Here is a 20002-nt window from a genome sequence, read left to right as displayed (position 1 = left end):
GATAAATATTATTGTTCAAATTTAAGATTAAACATAATAATGATAAATACATTGAGTATAACTTCAAATGTTGATGTTAATAAATAATGTACAGCTTAGTAAAAGAACTTCAGTATAAATTCCTTCTAAAATATTAAATATATACTCAGGAGAATATCAAAAAGGGGGATTTAGCACTACTATGTTTAAAATAATTTAAAAAAATCAGCTTTCTAAAAAAAACCACCCTGCATAATCAATGCAGGGTGGTTTAGTATTTATTTACACTAAACAAAGTGTTAGCGTTAAACTTAATGTGTTATTCCATATCCTTTATAAAGTCAATTGCACTTTTAGGTAACAATACTTTATCGACAACATGGGCTACACCATTTCTTGCCAAAACGTCGATTGATATTAAATTGGCATTTACATCGTTAGTTTCATCACCAATAACGAAAACATCGGTACTACCTACTACACTAATAATTTCTAGGTCTCTTCCTAGTGCTGTGGTTTCCATTCCAGCCTCAAAATCTTCATTTACTATTTTGCCTGCTAATACATGGTATAAAAGTATTTCACTAAGAAGTGCTTTCTCATCCTCTGTATCGAAACTAGCTATACTGGTATAGTCAGGTCCTAAAGTATTGAATAAATCGGAAAAAGCAGCATTAGTTGGTGCAAAAACAGTTGCTGGCCTAAAATAGGTGAAATTGGTAGCTGTTGTGTCTTGAACATTAGTAGCATCGGTGAAGGCACCAACCAAATCGGTTGCAATCAATGCTTCTTCTAAAATACTCAATTGCGCAGAACCGCTTACAACAGTAGCCAAATCATCGGATGCTAGTAAGGCTATAAAGTCTAAGGCTGCTTGTGGTAAAAGAACTTTGTCAATTATATCAACAAATCCATTTTTAGCATCTATATCTGCAGTCGCTGTACTAGCAGTAGTTGCTGTAGCATCGCCAAAAGCGAATCCTGTACCGTCGGCAGTTACATCAACAACATTATCTTTTAAAAGTGTTGCTGCCGGTCCTACTACTAAATCTGTAGATTCATTAGCTGGTGGTAACACATGGAATAAAAGAATATCGCTAAGTAAGGCAATTTCGACATCATTATCAAAATCATCTAGGCTGCTATAATCATCGCCCAATGCAGTAAATAAATCAGCAAAAGCTTGGTTGTTAGGTGCTAATACTCTTGCCGTATCCAATTCCGTTATTGCACCAACTAAGCCTGCTTTATCTAAAGCTGTAGCTAAAAGGCTTAATTCTTCTGTGCCATTTGCCCATTCCATAAGCGTAGGTCTAAGGTCAAAATTTAAAGCCTCAATTGCTGCCTGTGGTAGAAGTACCTTATCTATTAAATGAACGATACCATTGTCAGCATAACCATTGGCCTGAACCACTGTTGATAAAGGGTTGGTTTCTGGTAATTTGCTTGCATCTTGCAATTGTACATCACCATCTGCAGAAATAAATACAGAAAGCTCATCCCCTAAAACAGTACTTATCGAACTTCCATCTGAAAAAGATCCTGCTTCAGTAATCCCCGAAATCAAATGATATCTTAATATTTGGGAAAGTACTCCTGGATCAACATTGGCTAAAAATTCATCTGCAGTCTCAAAACCTACTGCATTAGCTAAGGCAGTAAAAGCTCCGTCATTAGGTGCTAATACCGTAAAAGCCTCAGTACCATTTAAAGTTGCAACAAGGTCGCCTGAAGCTGCTTTAAGTGCAGCGTCGAGAGCGGTTGTGCTTCCTCCTGTATTAATTCTAGTATACACCGAACCTGGGCCAATAATGGCACTGCCTGGCGATTCGATATCATCATCATCACAGGAGTTTAATCCTACTAACGCGAGCATCGAAAAAACAATACTTATTGTTCGAAATTTATTCATGTCTATATTTTGTTAAGATTTATTTTATTGAAAATTTAATTAATACCCAGGATTCTGAGTTAATATTCCACCACTTTGATCAATAGCATTAATCGGAATAGGGAACAAATCAAATTTTTCTGTGTAAGTGCCGAACCTGCTATAATCTGATTTACTAATGTCTGCTGCTTCATTAGCTATATAGGTATTGATAACTTGTTGTGCAACTCCCCATCTTCTTAAATCAAATAAACGATGACCTTCCATACCTAATTCTAAACGACGCTCAAAACGAACAGCCTTTCTTGCAAAAGCAGCCGTAGGAAAAGATCCATAAGGTTGTATCTGATAATTTGCCGCTGCACCATCACCCGCTTCATTTTGTATATATGTCATATTTTGAGCTCTAGTTCTAACTTGGTTAACATATGAAAGTGCCAAAGGTAAATTTGGGCTAGACTTCTCAACAGCCGCTTCTGCAGCCAATAAAAGAACATCACCAAAACGCATAACGTTATAATTTATGCCAGACCAATCAGAACCCCAGCCCCCGGTTCCTCTATTCGCATCAACTTCATCTGCTTGATATATGTTCTTCTTAGGAAGATATGGTCCAGAAACATCACTAAATCCAGCTCTAATCCATTCTTTTCCCGGGTTAGGGCCAAAACCATTATAATCAATACCTCTTCTTGATACTGTGTAGTCAAGTCTAGGATCTAAAAGACCTGTAAATGGGGTAAAATCTTCAGTACTGTTAATGCCATAATCACTTGTAACATCTGTTGCTGCGAAGGTATCCAAAAGAGGAAGACCTGCTGCATCTGTCTGATAGGCGTTAACTAAATCTTGTGTTGGTTGATAAAACCCACAGCAAGTTCCTAAAGGTCCACCTCCTGGAAAATTCAAAGTACCAGCTCCGTTTCCATTAAATGATCTACCATCATCTGAAACGAATTGAATAGCGAACATTGATTCTGAGCTATTTTCACCCGCAAAATTAAAATTATTTACGAATTCAGTATTTAAAGAATATGGTCCTGTAGTTACTACTTCATTTAAAAGTGTAAACGCATCATCCCATTTTTCTTGATACAAATAGGCTTTTCCTAAAAAGGCTTTTGCAACCCAAGAATTAGCACGTCCATTAACAACATCAGAACCTAAGCTAGTAGTTGCTTCTTGTAAATCAGCTTCGATTTGAGCCCAAATCGGACCTGGATTCGGTTGATTGAATTCAAAATTTACTAAGTTCTCAACAGAAATAAATGGAACGTTTCCAAAGAATTTTTGAAGTTCAAAATTATAATAAGCTCTCAAGAAAAGCGCTTCACCTTTTTGTTGGGTGAAATCACCATCCTCTACTTGGTTTATCAAATCTAGTACAGCATTACAAGCATTAACACCGCCATAAAGCGCGCTCCATCTACCTAAGAACCAGTTGTTTCCGGTTTGCCAGTCTAATGTCTCTACTTGAAATAAAGCCGTGTTATCACTATCTGTACTACCTCTGTGGGCATCATCAGAAACCACATCGGTCCACCAGTTGTCACCACCTGCGGCAACACCTTCACCTTGTCTACTAATACGTTCCCCATCCATTGCCGAATATGCTGCGGTGAGTTTAAGGTCAACGCCTGTTGCATTCTGTAATGCCGAGTCGGAAAGTGCACCTGTAGGGGCAATCTCCGTAAAATCATCACTACATGCACCTAGCATCATGCATGTAAGTGTTATAGAATAAAATATTTTCTTTTTCATTTTTTAAAATTTTAAATTAACGCCTAATGAATAAATAGAGGCTAAAGGGTAGTTGTTATTTGAAACACCAATTGTAAGGTTGTCTATTGAATCATTATCATTAAACCTTGGTTGTAATTCAGGATCAACACCATCGTAACCAGTAACTGTTAATAGATTAGTTCCTTGAATGTAGAACCTTACACTGTCCATACCCATCATACCAGCAACTTTCTCATCAAAAGAATACCCAATTTGTAAGTTTTTAAGTCTCATGTAAGAACCGTCTTCTACAAAGAATGAATTTGAAGTACCTTCATTATTGGTAATACTAGCGCTAAGCGCTGGTAAAGTTGCATCAAGATTATCTGGAGTCCAAGAATCTAATACTCTTACACTTCTATTTGCATTAAAGAATGTTGGGAAATCAGTATACACTTTATCGTTATTAAAGATATCATTTCCTTGAGAACCTTGTAAAAAGGCGGACATATCAAAACCTTTATAACCCATGGTTAAATTGAAACCATATGTGAAGTCTGGGTGTGGAGAACCAATAAAAGTTCTATCATCATCATTGATTACACCATCTGGTGTTACATCGGCATATCTAAACCTACCAACACCATCTTCAGGAGTTGCAAAACCTTGATCAGGTGCCGCAGATACTTCAGCAGCAGATGCGAAAATACCTTCAACTACCCTACCATAAAAGGAAGACAGTGGTTGGCCAACTTGCGTTCTCGTAACCGTACCCGTAGTTCTGAAACCACCATCGCCAGGTTGGAAAGCACTAATTAAATCAGTAACCTCATTTTTGTATGAAGAAAAATTCATATCAATACCATAGCTAAAACCAGATGAAGTTACATCGGCAAAGCTTAATGTAGCGTCGATACCTTTATTTTCAATTGACCCTAAATTTACATACGGAGCATTTGCTGCAATCGCTGTAGAACTGAATAGACTGTTATCTGGGCTAATTAAATCTTTAGTTTCGATAATAAAATATTCTGCTTCTAAATTTAATTTGTTGTCAAAAAAGCCAAGTTCAATTCCAAAATTGGTTGTTTCACTAGTTTCCCACTTTAAATTAGGGTTACCAGCAGATTCTAAAATAGCACCTTGAGTAACTCCACCGCTACCATTAAACCCGTAATCGGCATATTGTTGACTAAGCGCAGAAATATTATAAGTAGGATTGTTTACTGGAAGTGTTTGGTTACCCAATTGACCCCATGAACCTTTAAACTTTAATCTGCTAACTGTATTATTTTCTGGCCAAAAGCCTTCGTTGCTTACTACCCAACCACCACTAAAAGATGGAAAAATATCGCTTTTATTGTCACCTAGAAACCTTGATGACTCATCTTGACGTACTGTTGCTGTCAAATAGTATTTGCCTGCAAAATTGTAGTTTGCGGTTCCAAATACTGAAAATAGTGAAGATGCATTATCATATGCATACGCTACGTTTGCAGCACCACCACCATTACTTAATAGATAATATTCTGGAGTTTCAAAGAAAAAATTCGTTCTAGTAATTTCTTTACCCTTACCAGAAACGTTAACCGCTTCAATACCTGCAAGTGCATTTAAATTATGATCACCAAATGATTTACTATAATTTAAAGTATTCGACCATACCCATTCGTATGTGTCTTGATCAGCCTCTGTCAGTGTATTTGTTGATATTGGTTCTGAAGATTCAGGTATCAGTGCTCTAAATTGTCTAGTATTGAACGCTCTTAAAGATCCACCAATAGACGTTTTGAACTGCAAACCATCTAATATGTCTAAAGTAGCATAAATATCACCAAATACTCTTAAGTTTTTAGTGTAATTATCTGATTGTCTATTAGCTTCAGCTACCGGGTTGTTAGGGTTTGATAATCCTGTATCATTACTATAGTTACCTGCATAATTACCTTCGTCATCAAAAACAGGAACTAACGGAGACATTCTAGTGGCAAAGCCAAACCAAGATTGTCCACCACTTCTATTATCAAAAGAAATATTAGTATGTTCTCCTATTTTAATTCTATCACCTACTTTAAATTCCGAATTCAAACGAACCGAACCTCTCTTGTAGCCAGTTGCAATTTGAATACCTTGTCGATTTAGATAGCTAGCAGAAAAAAGAAACTTAGATTGCTCATTACCATTCTCTAATGTAATAGAGGCATTTTGTGTAATAGCTGTTCTATATATTTCATCTAACCAATCAGTACCACCACCTGGCTTTACAGTTGCATCAACAGGAGCTCTTTGAAGTTTTTCGGGAACTACTGGGTTTGGACCATTACCGTACTGTGCATGAGATGGGAAACCACCATCATTTCTTAAACTCTGAAAAATCATATTCCCATGTTGTTGGGTGTTTAATAATTCAGGAAGATTTGTTGCACTAGAAAAACCAGTGTACATGTCAACAGAAATTTTTGCGGAATTCATATTATAACCACCACCTTTAGTTGTTATGATAACAACACCGTTAGATGCTCTAGCACCATATATTGCAGCAGCACCATCCTTAAGAACGTTCATCTGTGCAATATCAGCAGGGTTTATAGAATTTAAGATTGATGCGTCATCAGTTTGCACACCATCAATAATATATAGTGGGTCATTACTGTTACCTGTACCATAACCTCTAATTCTTACAACTGGTGTTGCACCAGGAGAACCATTGTTAGTAATAGTAACACCAGAAACTCTACCTTGTAATGCTTCTGCTGCATTCACAATAGGAGCTTTAGTAGCTTCTGAAATATCAACACTACCAACAGAACCTGTTAAATCGCCTCTTGTTTGTGTTGAATAACCAGTTACAATAACTTCATCTAAAGCTGCAGCGTCTTCTACTAAAGTTGCATTAACAGTAGTTTGGCCGTTAACTGCAATTTCTTGGCTTTTGAAACCGACGTAACTAAATACTAATGTTGCCCCATCAGCAATATTCATACTGTAATTTCCATCGAAATCTGTTTGGGTACCATTGGTAGTACCTTTTTCAAGGACGTTTGCTCCAGGAAGTGGTTGCCCAGCATCATCTAATACAGTTCCTGTAATCGTAGATTGAAGTGTTTTTACTTCAACTTCATTTGAAGTACTTGTTTTCTCATTTGCCTGCGCCATTTGGGCACCAAGACACATGAGCATCGATAAAAATCCGGTTTTAAAAAAGGAAGACCTTTTTTTGGATTTAACCGACTTGTAATCACGTTTTTGACTCATAATCGTTGTTGTTTGTTAGTTTAAATTAATTTCTGAATTTTGAACTTTTATAAACATTGTATGAAGCTTTTAAATGTTAAAAAAATCAAAATCCGGTATAATAATAGCACTTTTACCGCATATAGGTATAATTCAAATGGGTTATTTTACGAGTAGTTTAATTCTATTAACGACTATTGTGATTAATATTATCTCTTTAAGCGCTTGTAATTATTGAAGTATCAATAATTTAGAGGTATTTTTTTTTACAAATTCCTAAGTTTAAAACTTTAACATATTTGATTTAATTTGTAGTAAAATATCACGGTAAAAAACCAATCTATAACGATGTAGTGCTAATGGTGATCGATTATTCGAAGATTTGAATACAGCTGATTACAATTAATTTTTGGTCTTTATTTGTAGTAAAGAATATATAAGAATTACCACCGTCTTTTAAACCAAATTTCTTTCTAATTTTCTCAACTGAATCAGGGAAATTTCTAGTAGTAATATTTGCTTTAGATATACCTTTTATTGATTTCTTAGTGTAATCAAGAATATCTAATATTCTAAAAATACGACCAGGAAAAGACATCAATTTTTTTGAAGTGTAAAGGTGTGAATTAGAATGTAGTTTATTTAAGTTATAATACTCAGCAATATATTGGAATGAACCAGATTTTAAAATAGCGGCATTTGGTTCATATAAAAAATTCTGGGGTTGAGAATATGTAGAAATAGATGACTGTTCTTGACTAAATTGAAATTGGAAGGTTTGTTCAATTTCATTTTTGATGTTTATGGTTTTTATTAATGGCTCTTCAATATAACCTTTTTCTAAAACCCATAAAATTTCTTTTACATCGTTACCTATTGCTACGATATGTATTTCCTTTACATTTTTTAATTGTCTTAATCCATTATTTAAATCTAGTAATGGGCCGGTTTTTATTAAAATATTACTTGATTTTGTAAATAGAAAATCAATGTGTAACGTAACATCTGGCTCACAATCAGATAAATAATAGACTTTCTTATTGTTCTTATCTCTTCGTGAAGGGTCTATATATATCCAATCAAATGATTCTGGTGTATTCTTTAGAAAAGATATACCATCTTCAGAAATACATTTGATATTCGTGGCTTTTAATTGAATATAATTATGTTGGGCGATGGCAGACAGTTCTTCATTTTTTTCAACATGAATAACATTTTTAAATTTCTTGCTGAAAACAAAAGAATCTATTCCTAAACCAGCTGTAATATCTATTATATCATCACCTTCTAGTAATGAAAATTTGTAGTTAGCCGATATCTCTGATGATGTTTGTGAAAGATTAAGTTTATTGGGGTAGTAGATATTTTTAGTTGCGAACCAAGTCGGTAATTTTTGTTTTGCTTTTGCTTTAGATTCTATTTGCTCTACAAGTTCTTTTGATGAGATTTCGGCAAATGGCGATTTCTTTAAAAGAATCTTATGAATATCTGTATTAAGATTATCATTGATAAACTCTTGTGCTTCATTAGATAAAATAAAAGGATTCACGAAAATTTTAGAGGTTATGGGTCAATGATTTAACGATTTGATTCTCTGATAAAAACTCTTTCAATATAACTTTTATAGCAGTGTAACCGGGTACTGCGACAATCATGCCTACTACACCGAAGAGTAAGCCAGCAATTATAATAATCAAGAAAATTTCTAAAGGATGTGATTTTACACTATTGGAAAATATGAATGGTTGAGAGAAAAAATTATCTACCAATTGCCCGAATAATAATCCTAAGAATACATAACCTGTTTTAGGAAGAATTACTTCGCTAAAATCAGAACCTAAATTACTCGTCATGGTTAATGTTAACATTATAACTCCTCCAATTATAGGACCTATATAAGGTATGATGTTGAAGAGTGCACATAAGAATGCTATAACCACAGCATTTTCAATACCTACAATTAATAAAACTATGGTATAAATAACAAAAAGTATGAATATTTGAAGCAGTAAGCCAACAAAGTATCTTGATAACAGGCTGTTTATTTTTTCTATTGAATTAGTAGTTCCCTGTTTTTTAGTATTTGGAATGAAAATAAGCAGTCCGTGCTCAAAAAGTTTTCTGTCTTTTAGAAAGAAAAAGGAAATAAAAAGTACTGAAAATAAGCCTATACTAGCAGAACTTAATATCGTTAAAAAGGAATTTAAAAAATTAGGAATAAACCCTATATCTAATCCTTTTAAAATATTCCTCTCCAAAGCTACATCATCAATAACATCTTCAACGATATGAGATGATAAGCCTAGGTAATTGGTGATTTGATGGTATAAAGTATTTAGACTTTTTTGTAATTCATCAATGTCAAGAAGAGAAAGGTTTTGGCTTTGTTCTGATAACAGCGGGACGAATAATGCTACTATACCGGACAAAATCCCAACCATTAACAGCATTGTAATAATAACCGCCAGAATATTAGGGAATTTAAGTTTTAGTCTTAAAAATCGAACCAAAGGTCTTCCTATTAATGCTACTACTGCAGCAATGGCCAAATATGCCAATACCGACCGTATCGTGTATAGGAGATAAAGTAATAAGGTAATACCCACTATGAAGCCAATAGCCCTAAGAATACCTTTCGAAATAGTTTTTGACGTCATTAGTTAGCTTTTAAAAACATAGGTGATAATATTTGCGCCCATTTTTAGCGCTTGTTCTCGTATTTCAGCGGAATCATTATGAACGGTAGGGTCTTCCCAGCCATCACCTAAATCTGACTCTGATGTAAATAATAATACAATTCTTCCATTCTTAAAAACCGCGAATGCCTGTGGGCGTTGACCATCGTGTTCATGAATTTTTGGCAATCCTTTTGCAAATGTGTAACTATTTGAAAATATAGGATGTTCGGCTCCAAGCTCCTCAAGAGTAGCATCAGGAAAAAGTCTTTTAATCTCTCTAGTTATGTAAGGTTTCATGCCATAATTGTCATCAATATGTAAAAAACCTCCAGCCAAAAGGTAATTTCTTAAGTTTTCTAAATCATCTTCAGAAAATACCACATTACCATGGCCAGTCATATGTATGAATGGATACTGGAAAATTGAAGAGCTGCCAACTTCAACAGTTGCAGGTTTACTACTTAAAGTTGTTCCGATATTATTGTTACAGAATTTAATTAAATTAGGTAACGCCGTAGGGTTGGCATACCAATCGCCACCACCTTGGTATTTTAAAATTGCAACTTCTTGTGCCTCCAATGAAAAATTTGAGAGTAAAATGCAAAAGAGGAGCGAAGTGACAAAATTTCTCATAATCAAATCTACGAAATTAGAAGATTAAAAATTGACACGGAGCTATTTTCAATCTGTCGTAAATTCATCTAAAGTTAATTTAATTATCCGTTATTAATCGAGGCGACAATAGTACAGGCAACAATGGCGGCGGTTTCTGTTCTCAATCTAGTTTTACCCATGGCAACAGGTAAATACCCACTTGTCATTGCACTTTTAATTTCATTTAGAGTGAAATCACCTTCAGGACCTATTAGAATGGTTACATCTTGATCTGCCCCAACTCTTCGTTTAAGTTCATGACGTTCGCTGTCTTCGCAATGCGCTATAAACTGTAAACCAGTAACGGGTTTTTTTAAAAACTCGGCTAAGCTTAAAGGTTCGTTTAATTTTGGTAAATAGGTTTGAAGAGATTGCTTCATGGCTGATTCAATTACGCGTTGCATTCTATCTAACTTAATGATTTTTCGCTCAGAACGCTCGCAGATTATCGGAGTTATTTCATCAACACCAATCTCTGTTGCCTTTTCTAAAAACCATTCGAAACGATCGTTCATTTTTGTAGGGGCAACAACCATGTGAAGCCAATGTGCCTTAGGGTGCGTCTTTTTCGAGGATATGAGTTCAACCTCACATTTCTTAATGGAATCACCTATGATTTTGGCTTGAAATAAATAGCCATGGCCATTAGTAATCCATAATTCGTCATCATTTTTTTTTCTGAGCACTTTAATAATATGCTTGCTTTCGTTATTGTCGAAAGTAAAAATAGTATCGGTGGCTTTTATATCAGAATTATAGAATAGTTGCATACAATCTTTGGTTGAATCAAGAAATTAAATATCTCGCTTTTGCAGTTACATCTTGTTGCGTGAAGGCATTGTTTTTGAATTTATAATATCCTACTATGCCTATCATTGCAGCATTGTCTGTACAATATTCAAATTTAGGCACATAGGTTTTCCAACCATATTTAGTTTGTGCTTCAATTAGAGCTTTTCTAATGCCAGAATTTGCAGAAACTCCGCCTCCTATGGCTATCTCTTTAATTCCCGTTAGTTTAACAGCTTTTTTAAGTTTTAGCATCAAAATTTTTATAATAGTGAATTGAATTGATGCGCAGATATCCTCTAGATTGTTTTTTACGAAATCTGAATCTTCTTTTGTCTGTTTTTGAATGAAGTAGAGTATGTTGGTTTTTAATCCGCTGAAACTAAAATCTAATTCTTTCACCTTTGGAATGGGGAATTCAAATTTAAGTGGATTACCTGTTGCTGCATATTTATCAATTAAAGGACCGCCAGGGTAGGGTAGGCCTAAAATTTTTGCGCTTTTGTCAAAGGCCTCACCAACAGCATCATCTAATGTTTGACCAATAATTTTCATATCAAAAAAATCATTGACCTGTACAATTTGAGTGTGCCCCCCGCTTATAGTTAATGCTAGAAAAGGAAAATTAGGTGCCTTCATGCTATCGTCGTCGATATAGTGCGCTAAAATATGAGCCTTCATATGATTTACCTCAATAAGAGGTATTTGCAAGCCTAGTGACAATGATTTAGCGAATGAAGTGCCTACAAGAAGTGATCCCATAAGACCAGGTCCTCTTGTAAATGCTATGGCTGATAATTGTTTTTTATCGATATTTGCTTTGGCTATTGCTTGATCGACTACGGGGACAATGTTTTGTTGATGCGCTCTTGATGCTAGTTCTGGTACAACCCCTCCGTATTCCTTGTGAATTTCTTGGGTGGCGACAACATTACTAAGCACTTTATCGTTCATTAAAACTGCCGCAGAAGTGTCATCACAAGAAGATTCTATAGCAAGTATATAAATTGTTTCGTTTTCCAACATATTTGGAATAAAATTTGAATAACAAAGGTAAAACATATAGCTCTATCAAAAAACTTAGGAAAATATTGGTTAGAACATTATTAGTGCTTTTACTGATATGTGTTTTAGGTACCTTAATATTTTCCCTTCCAGTTGTTCAGACGTTATTAGCACAGTATGCTACCAAGCAAATTAATAAACAATATGGTACCAATATAAATATAGAACGATTAAAACTTTCTTTGATTTCTTGGGACACTGCATTAAAAGGTGTCTTCATAGAAGATTATAAAAAAGACACCTTGTTTTATGTTAATGAACTAAAAACATCTATTCTAAGTATAGGCAATTTGGCTCAAGGAAATTTGGAATTCGGAGACATTTCTGTCGATAGGTTGAATTTTAAATTGAGAACCTACTATGGTGAAGAGAACACTAATTTAGAAGTTTTTGTAGATAAACTTGATGATGGTCAGCCAAGAGCGCCTGGTACACCTCCATTTAAATTATCTTCTTCTAATGTGGTTATTAATAAAAGTAGATTTAAATACATCGATGAGAATTTAGAAAAATCTACTATTTTAAATTTTGATAGCCTAAATATAAATGCGGGTGATTTTCTTATTCTTGGCCCAGAAGTGACGGTCGATATACAAGATATGTCGCTGTACAGTAATAGAGGATTAAAAGTGAATAGGTTGGCCACTAATTTTAAGTATACGAAGCAACAAATGCGTTTCGATTCCCTTAAAATAAATACACCGTTATCCGAATTAGATGGTAACCTGGCTTTTAATTATAATCGGGAAGATTTTCATGATTTTTTAAATAAGGTAAATGTTGTTGCTGATTTTAAAGAGTCGAAGGTTTCTTTTGATGAAATTAATCTCCTTTATAATGAATTTGGAAAAGGTAAAGAAGTTACGTTCAGCGCAGATATAAATGGTGCTCTAAATGATTTAAATACCGATAATCTTTTTCTGTTTTCAGATAATACAGGTATACGTGGAGATTTCAATTTTAAAAATTTATTTAGTAAGCAGAAACCTTTCAGTTTAAATGCTGAAATGAAAAATGTAACAAGTAGTTACTATCAATTAAATGCTTTGTTGCCTAATCTAATTGGCAACTCATTGCCCTCTAGTTTTAGTAAACTTGGTCAGTTTACAATTCGTGGTAATGCATTTATCACCAACTCGTCTATTGATGCAAAAGTAAACTTGAATACCGCAATTGGTAGTAGCTATGCTGACATTGTATTGAGCGATTTCAATAATATAGATAATGCCACTTATAAAGGGTTTATTTCCTTGATCGATTTTGACTTAGGCGATTTTGCAGAGAATAAAAATTTAGGTAAAACAACTTTAGATTTTAATGTAGAAGGAAAAGGTTTTGTTAAGGAAAAATTGAATACCGAAGTTATAGGTCAAATTTATTCTATAGAATTTAACAAGTATAATTATCAAGATTTAAGAGTTTCGGGTTTAATTAAAGATCAATTGTTTGATGGTTCATTAATAAGTAATGATGAAAATTTAAAATTTAATTTTAAAGGTCTTGCCAATGTTGCTGAGACTAGAAACAATTTTAATTTTATAGCCTCTGTAGATTATGCAGATTTAAAGAAACTTAATTTTATTAATGATAGCGTTTCCGTTTTTAAAGGTAATGTAAGCATGGATATTACGGGCACTAGCCTTGATAATATTGAAGGCGATATTAAATTCACTCAAACCAATTATCAAAATGTAAATGACACCTATTATTTCGAAGATTTTTCGATTACCTCAAGTTTTGATAATGAGAAAGCACGTATTATAAATATCAATTCTCCAGATATTATTACCGGTTTTATGAAAGGTAATTTTAAAGTACGTGAATTGGGTAAACTTGTGCAAAACTCTTTGGGTAGTATTTATACAAATTATAGACCGTTTGAAATTTCTGATGGACAAAATCTTTCTTTTAATTTTAAGATTTATAATAAAATCGTAGATGTTTTTTTTCCTGAAGTTCGGTTTGATCCTAACACTTTTATAAAAGGAAACATTGTTGCTGATGAGGGCGATTTTAAGCTCAATTTTGAATCACCTAGCATAGAAGCTTTTGGTACTGCTGCAGATAATATAGAGGTTCGTATAGATAATAAAAACCCTCTTTTCAACACATTCGTTTCTGTTGGGGAGTTAGATACTCCTTATTATAATTTCAAAGATTTTAATTTAATCAACACTACTCTTAAAGATACTTTGTTCTTTAGGTCTGAATTTAAAGGAGGAAGTGATTTTAATGATTCTTATAATCTCAATTTTTACCACACTTTCAATAAAGACAATAAATCAGTAATTGGTCTTAAAACATCCGATGTCAATTTTAAGGGTAATAAATGGGTGTTGAATAAAGATGGTGATACTAAAAATAAAGTAATCTTAAATAGGGCTTTAGACAGTATTACTATTCAAGAAATTGTAATGAATAATGAGGATAAAGAGCAAATTAGATTGCGAGGTCAGTTGGCTGATTCTACCTATAAAGACCTTCAGTTGCAGTTTAAAATAGTCTCATTAGATAAAATTACTCCTGTAATTGACAGCCTTAAATTGCAAGGCGAGGTGAACGGAACTTTGAATGTATTGCAAAAAGATGGTATTTATTTACCATCATCGAACTTGAATATTAATGGCTTCGGTATTAACGATATTGAGCTGGGAGATTTAGCAATTAGTATAATTGGTAATAAAGATTTAACCGAGTTTCAAGTTAACTCTCAACTCTCTGATAATGGATTGGAAAAATTCAGCGTAGTTGGTAGTATTGAGAATAAAGATGAAATACCCAAAGCTAATTTAATAGCCAATTTTAATAACTTTAGTTTAGAGCCTTTTAGTCCGTTAGGCGAAGGTGTCATAGATAATATCCGAGGAGATATTGATGGTAGGGTCAGTATCGTTGGTAATGTTAATAATCCGAGTTTTAATGGGCTATTAACTTTAGATAATGCAGGTATAGCAGTCCCATATTTAAATGTAGATTATGGTTTTGCACCACGTTCACGAGTCGTACTATCTGACCAGACTTTCAATTTTGAGAATATAGCTCTAGAAGATGTAGCAAAAGGAACTAGGGCGAATTTGGATGGTACCATAACACATAGCTTTTTTGACAATTGGGTATTAGATCTAAATGTTGATACCAAAGATCAACGTTTTTTAATATTAAATACGGATTTTAAAGAAGGTGAGTTGTATTACGGGACTGGGTATTTAAATGGTACAGGCCGTATTTTTGGACCTACTACGGCATTAAATATAACTGTAGATGGTTCAACTGCGAAGGGGACTTCTTTGAAAATACCGTTGAGCGATGTTGCTAGTGTGGGTGATTATTCTTTTATCAATTTTATAGAGAAAAATGATATTCAAGCGATAGAAAGGCAACGACAATTAAAAGACTATCAAGGTTTAGAGTTGGAATTTAACCTAGATATTACACCAGATGCGGAAGTCGAAATTGTAACCGATACTAAAACAGGTAGTTCTTTAAAGGGTACCGGAGAAGGAATTATTTTGATACAGATCAATACGAATGGAAAGTTTGAGATGTATGGAGATTTTGTTGTGGTTACCGGAGAATTCAGTTATAAGTTTGGTGGTATTATAGATAAGAAATTTAAAGTGGAACCAGGTGGTACAATTAACTGGGACCAAAAACCCTTAGAAGCAATTTTAGCAATGGAGGCAGTGTATTCTCTTAATGCCAATCCTGCACCTTTGCTAGATGATGCACAATTTACCCGTAGAATTCCGACCGATGTAATTATTAGATTAACGGGAGAACTACAAAGTCCAGATATTGATTTTAGTATCGACTTTCCAGGTACAAATTCTATAGTACAATCTGAACTTGAATATAGGTTGCAGGATCCGACAGTAGAAGAGAAAAATGCTATATTTCTTTTAGCTCAAGGCACTTTTGTTAATTCGCAAAGTGGTATAAGTCAACAGGCAATTACAGGTAATTTGGTTCAGAGTGCATCAAGTATTTTAAATTCTATTTTAAGTGGGGGTAATGATAAGTTCAATCTTGGTCTTTCTTATGAGCAAGGTATATTAGATAGATCTGCAGATATTACAACCGATGACCGAATTGGGGTGACGGTTTCTACACAAATTTCTGATAGAATATTATTCAATGGTAAAGTTGGGGTGCCGGTAGGTGCTTCTAGTGAAACGTTGGTAGCAGGTGATTTTGAAATACAAGTTTTATTAAACGAAGAAGGAACGTTAAGTGCTAAGTTTTTTAGTAGACAAAGCGAGATTCAAGCATATTTATCAGATCAACAAGGTTCAACACAAGGGGCTGGTTTGACCTATGAAGTTGATTTTAATAATTTCAAAGAACTTTTTAGAAAAATCTTGACTAAAAAGAAAGAAATTGAGGAGCCTGAAAAACTAGAAGAAACTCCTTCTTCGGTAATGGGAAATGATAGTTTAATTCGATTTTACGATAAGCCTAAATCAATAAATTGATAAGCTAATGTGTGCTTATTGTTAAGAAATGTGACATTTTAAGAACTATTGTATTAAAATGTCACAACTAAAACGTTTTCTTTAAATTCTATTCGAAATGGGGGCTTACATTATTTTATTATTGCGTTAAGATTTAGTACTTTCGTTGGCTTAAATTTTTCGATGTCTTCAGAAATAAAAAAAATAGCAGTACTGACTTCAGGAGGTGATTCTCCAGGCATGAATGCAGCCATAAGATCAGTTGTTCGTACCTGTGCCTATATGAAGGTAGATTGCGTTGCAATTTACAGAGGGTATCAAGGTATGATTGAAGGGGATTTTAAACCTATGGATGCCCGTAGCGTTAACAATATTATTAACAAAGGTGGTACAATACTTAAGTCTGCCAGATGTGATGATTTTAGAACACCAGAGGGTAGAAAAAAAGCCCATAAAGAGCTTCTAAAAGCTGGAATAGATGCATTCGTTGTTATTGGAGGTGATGGTAGTTTTACTGGTGCCATGATTTTTAACAGGGAGTTTAATTTTCCAGTAATTGGTATACCCGGTACAATTGATAACGATATTTTCGGAACCACTTTTACATTAGGCTTTGATACAGCTCTTAATACAGTGGTAGAATGTATCGATAAGATAAGAGATACAGCCAGTTCTCATAACAGACTTTTCTTTGTAGAAGTTATGGGTAGAGATGTTGGCCATATTGCCTTAAATGCAGGTGTTGGTGCAGGTGCTGAGGAAATTTTAATTCCAGAAGAAAACCTTGGACTTGATAGACTATTAGAATCTTTGAAGAGAAGTAAGGAGTCAGGTAAATCTTCCAGTATTGTAATTGTTGCGGAAGGTGATAAATCTGGTAAAAACGTATTCGAACTTAAGGAATATGTTGAAGAGCATTTGCCAATTTACGATGTTAGAGTATCTGTTCTAGGTCATATGCAAAGAGGCGGGGCACCATCGTGCTACGATAGAGTACTTGCTAGTAGAATGGGGGTAAAAGCAGTGGAAGCTTTACTTGAAGGTAAAACGAACCTAATGGTAGGTATTCAATGTAATAAGATAACCTTGACCCCTATTAATAAGGCGATCAAAGGGCATACTAAAATTGATAAGGAACTTATTAGGGTTTCAGAAATAATGACTACATAATATTAAATATTAAAAATAGATAAAATGTCAAATTTAAAAATAGGAATTAACGGATTCGGTAGAATAGGTAGATTAGTCTTCAGAACAACGGTAAAACGTGGTGATGTTGATGTAGTTGCCATTAATGACCTACTAGATGTAGAGCATTTAGCTTACCTTCTTAAATATGATTCTGTTCATGGTGCTTTTGATGGTACTGTAGAGGTAAAAGATGGTCATTTAGTTGTAAATGGTAAAACTGTTCGTATTACAGCAGAAAGAGATCCTAAGAGTTGTAAATGGGACGAAGTAGGTGCAACAACTGTTGCTGAATGTACTGGTATATTCACAACCTTAGAAACTGCTCAATATCATATCGATGGCGGTGCTAAAAAAGTAGTAATATCTGCGCCTTCTAAAGATGCCCCAATGTTTGTAATGGGAGTTAATCATAAAGATGTTAAATCATCTGATACTATTGTTTCAAATGCATCTTGTACAACTAACTGTTTAGCACCAATGGCTAAAGTATTGAATGATAAATTCGGTATCGAAGAAGCTTTAATGACTACCGTTCATGCTACAACTGCAACTCAAATGACAGTTGATGGTCCTTCAAGAAAAGACTGGAGAGGCGGTAGAAGTGCTATGTTGAATATTATACCTGCATCTACAGGAGCTGCTGTTGCAGTAACTAAAGTAATACCTTCTTTAAAAGGTAAATTAACAGGGATGGCTTTTAGAGTTCCTACTGCTGATGTTTCAGTTGTTGATTTAACTGTTCGTTTAGAAAAGGAGACATCTTATGAAGAAATAAAAAAAGCATTTAAAGATGCTTCTGAAGGAGAATTGAAAGGTGTTTTAGGATATACGGAAGAGTTACTTGTTTCTCAAGATTTTATAGGAGAAACTCACACAAGTGTATTTGATGCTGGTGCAGGAATTGAATTGAATTCTAAGTTTTTCAAATTGATTTGCTGGTATGATAACGAAGCAGGTTTTTCCAATAAAATGGTAGACCTTATTCAACACGTAAATACGCTATAACCAACAATTTGGTATAATTAAGATATTTCCTGAAAATGAGGCATTTTTTTCCTTATTTTCAGGTTTATTTTTTAAAGACATTCGGTATATGATTTTAATAGTAGATAGTGGTGCAACCAAGTCAGATTGGATTGCTTTGGATGAAAGTGGTAAGCAGCTTTTTTTAACGCAAACATTGGGCTTAAGTCCAGAGGTTTTAACTAAAGATGTTATTGAAGATCGCTTGGCGAATAACTTTGAACTTTCTAAAAACCGTGAAAAAGTATCTCACCTATATTTTTATGGTGCCGGTTGTGGAACGGATCGTATGAAAAAATTCTTAAAAGCTATTTTTAAAGATTTCTTTCCGAATGCTAAAGCAGATGTAAAAGAAGATACTTATGCTGCAATATTTGCTACTACGAAAGTAGGTCATCAAGGTATTGTCTGTATTCTTGGTACAGGTTCTAATTGTAGTTATTACGATGGTAATCAATTATTTCAAAAAGTAACATCTTTAGGTTATATACCAATGGATGATGGTAGTGGTAATTTCTTTGGTCGCAAATTAATCAGGGATTATTATTTTCATAAAATGCCAGCAGATTTAGCGCATAAATTTGCTAAGCAGCATGATTTAGATGCTGATGTTATTAAAGAAAATCTATACAAACAACCCAACCCTAATACTTATCTCGCAACGTTCGCTCGCTTTTTGATTGAAAATAAAGACCACCCGTACTCTAAAGGTGTTATTGATAAAGGGTTTCAGCAATTCATCAACAATTATGTAATGCAGTTTGAATTGGCTACGAAAGTGCCAATTAACTTTGTAGGTAGTATCGCCCATTACTTGCGAGATGAGCTGACTTCTGTATTGTTAAGGAATGATTTAATTGTGGGGGTTATTCGACAGAAACCAATAGAAGGTTTAGTAGAATTTCATCAAGCAAATATGTAAAATTTTATTTTATAGCAATCATAGAAATTTCAACATTTACAAATTTGGGTAAATTTGCAACTTCTACGGTTTCTCTTGCAGGTGCAGTTTCAGCATTAAAATAGGAGGCATATACTTCGTTTACTTCAGTGAATTGATTCATGTCACTTAGAAAAATAGACGATTTTACGACATGTTCAAAGGTCATTTCAGCTTCGGTTAAAATGGCCTTTAAATTTTCCATAGACTGTTTAGTTTCTTTTTTAATATCTCCAGAAACTAATTCACCATTTTTCGGATTCAAAGGTATTTGACCAGAAATATATAGTGTGCCGTTGCTTAATATAGCTTGATTGTAAGGGCCTATTGGAGCAGGAGCGTTAGTAGTGTTTATTATCTTTTTCATGTTGTAATATTTATATAA

At 34.1% G+C, this 20002-nt stretch carries 13 protein-coding genes; 4 read left to right on the top strand and 9 right to left on the bottom strand.

The genetic code is table 11. The features are described from left to right. Positions 1–298: 298 nt before the first annotated feature. From AAC084_RS09380 to tsaD, 8 genes are all read right to left on the bottom strand, one after another. The gene (locus tag AAC084_RS09380; protein WP_339839893.1) at positions 299–1891 is read right to left on the bottom strand and encodes a fasciclin domain-containing protein; all 1593 of its coding nucleotides are present in this window, start codon (positions 1889–1891) and stop codon (positions 299–301) included. 39 nt (positions 1892–1930) lie between these two features. Further along, positions 1931–3631: a RagB/SusD family nutrient uptake outer membrane protein gene (locus AAC084_RS09375; RefSeq protein ID WP_339839891.1), complete on the bottom strand. Its 1701-nt coding sequence runs from the start codon at positions 3629–3631 to the stop codon at positions 1931–1933. Between the two features lie 3 nt (positions 3632–3634). Beyond that, positions 3635–6847 (bottom strand): TonB-dependent receptor, encoded by a 3213-nt coding sequence (locus AAC084_RS09370; protein WP_339839889.1) that lies wholly within the window; start codon positions 6845–6847, stop codon positions 3635–3637. A 349-nt stretch (positions 6848–7196) separates the two neighbouring features. Further along, positions 7197–8375, bottom strand: coding sequence for a class I SAM-dependent methyltransferase (locus AAC084_RS09365; RefSeq protein WP_339839887.1), 1179 nt, complete (start codon positions 8373–8375; stop codon positions 7197–7199). Positions 8376–8382: 7 nt separating this feature from the next. Further along, complete coding sequence (locus AAC084_RS09360) at positions 8383–9483, bottom strand: AI-2E family transporter (RefSeq protein ID WP_339839885.1); 1101 nt, start codon at positions 9481–9483, stop codon at positions 8383–8385. Positions 9484–9486: 3 nt separating this feature from the next. Next, positions 9487–10137, bottom strand: coding sequence for a DUF4159 domain-containing protein (locus tag AAC084_RS09355; RefSeq protein ID WP_339839883.1), 651 nt, complete (start codon positions 10135–10137; stop codon positions 9487–9489). An 83-nt stretch (positions 10138–10220) separates the two neighbouring features. Then, complete coding sequence (locus AAC084_RS09350) at positions 10221–10928, bottom strand: 16S rRNA (uracil(1498)-N(3))-methyltransferase (RefSeq protein ID WP_339839881.1); 708 nt, start codon at positions 10926–10928, stop codon at positions 10221–10223. 16 nt (positions 10929–10944) lie between these two features. Then, positions 10945–11970, bottom strand: a complete 1026-nt coding sequence (gene tsaD / locus AAC084_RS09345; protein WP_339840006.1) for a tRNA (adenosine(37)-N6)-threonylcarbamoyltransferase complex transferase subunit TsaD — start codon at positions 11968–11970, stop codon at positions 10945–10947. Positions 11971–12056: 86 nt separating this feature from the next. Here tsaD and AAC084_RS09340 point away from each other — a divergent pair, with 86 nt between their 5' ends. From AAC084_RS09340 to AAC084_RS09325, 4 genes are all read left to right on the top strand, one after another. Next, on the top strand, positions 12057–16484 hold the full coding sequence (locus tag AAC084_RS09340) for a translocation/assembly module TamB domain-containing protein (protein ID WP_339839879.1): 4428 nt from the start codon (positions 12057–12059) through the stop codon (positions 16482–16484). Between the two features lie 162 nt (positions 16485–16646). Further along, a complete protein-coding gene (gene pfkA / locus AAC084_RS09335) occupies positions 16647–17633 on the top strand; it encodes a 6-phosphofructokinase (protein ID WP_339839877.1) in 987 nt (328 codons plus the stop codon). Positions 17634–17657: 24 nt separating this feature from the next. Next, a complete protein-coding gene (gap, locus tag AAC084_RS09330) occupies positions 17658–18659 on the top strand; it encodes a type I glyceraldehyde-3-phosphate dehydrogenase (protein ID WP_339839875.1) in 1002 nt (333 codons plus the stop codon). An 88-nt stretch (positions 18660–18747) separates the two neighbouring features. After that, positions 18748–19599, top strand: a complete 852-nt coding sequence (locus tag AAC084_RS09325; RefSeq protein ID WP_339839873.1) for an N-acetylglucosamine kinase — start codon at positions 18748–18750, stop codon at positions 19597–19599. Positions 19600–19603: 4 nt separating this feature from the next. Here AAC084_RS09325 and AAC084_RS09320 read toward each other — a convergent pair whose 3' ends face one another. Next, positions 19604–19984 carry a RidA family protein gene (locus tag AAC084_RS09320; RefSeq protein ID WP_339839871.1) on the bottom strand — a complete coding sequence of 127 codons (381 nt, stop codon included), beginning with the start codon at positions 19982–19984 and terminating at the stop codon, positions 19604–19606. Positions 19985–20002: the final 18 nt, after the last annotated feature.

Origin of the sequence: uncultured Maribacter sp. (assembly GCF_963977385.1) — a bacterium.
Taxonomy (GTDB): Bacteria; Bacteroidota; Bacteroidia; order Flavobacteriales; family Flavobacteriaceae; genus Maribacter.
Note: the sequence above shows the minus strand (reverse complement) of the source record. Positions and strands in the feature narration are given on the sequence as shown.

Bases quoted from the DNA above. Each gene is read 5' to 3' on its own strand.
- AAC084_RS09380 (WP_339839893.1), bottom strand. From the start codon at position 1,891: ATGAATAAATTTCGAACAATAAGTATTGTTTTTTCGATGCTCGCGTTA.
- AAC084_RS09375 (WP_339839891.1), bottom strand. From the start codon at position 3,631: ATGAAAAAGAAAATATTTTATTCTATAACACTTACATGCATGATGCTA.
- AAC084_RS09370 (WP_339839889.1), bottom strand. From the start codon at position 6,847: ATGAGTCAAAAACGTGATTACAAGTCGGTTAAATCCAAAAAAAGGTCT.
- AAC084_RS09360 (WP_339839885.1), bottom strand. From the start codon at position 9,483: ATGACGTCAAAAACTATTTCGAAAGGTATTCTTAGGGCTATTGGCTTC.
- AAC084_RS09355 (WP_339839883.1), bottom strand. From the start codon at position 10,137: ATGAGAAATTTTGTCACTTCGCTCCTCTTTTGCATTTTACTCTCAAAT.
- AAC084_RS09350 (WP_339839881.1), bottom strand. From the start codon at position 10,928: ATGCAACTATTCTATAATTCTGATATAAAAGCCACCGATACTATTTTT.
- pfkA (WP_339839877.1), top strand. From the start codon at position 16,647: ATGTCTTCAGAAATAAAAAAAATAGCAGTACTGACTTCAGGAGGTGAT.
- gap (WP_339839875.1), top strand. From the start codon at position 17,658: ATGTCAAATTTAAAAATAGGAATTAACGGATTCGGTAGAATAGGTAGA.
- AAC084_RS09325 (WP_339839873.1), top strand. From the start codon at position 18,748: ATGATTTTAATAGTAGATAGTGGTGCAACCAAGTCAGATTGGATTGCT.
- AAC084_RS09320 (WP_339839871.1), bottom strand. From the start codon at position 19,984: ATGAAAAAGATAATAAACACTACTAACGCTCCTGCTCCAATAGGCCCT.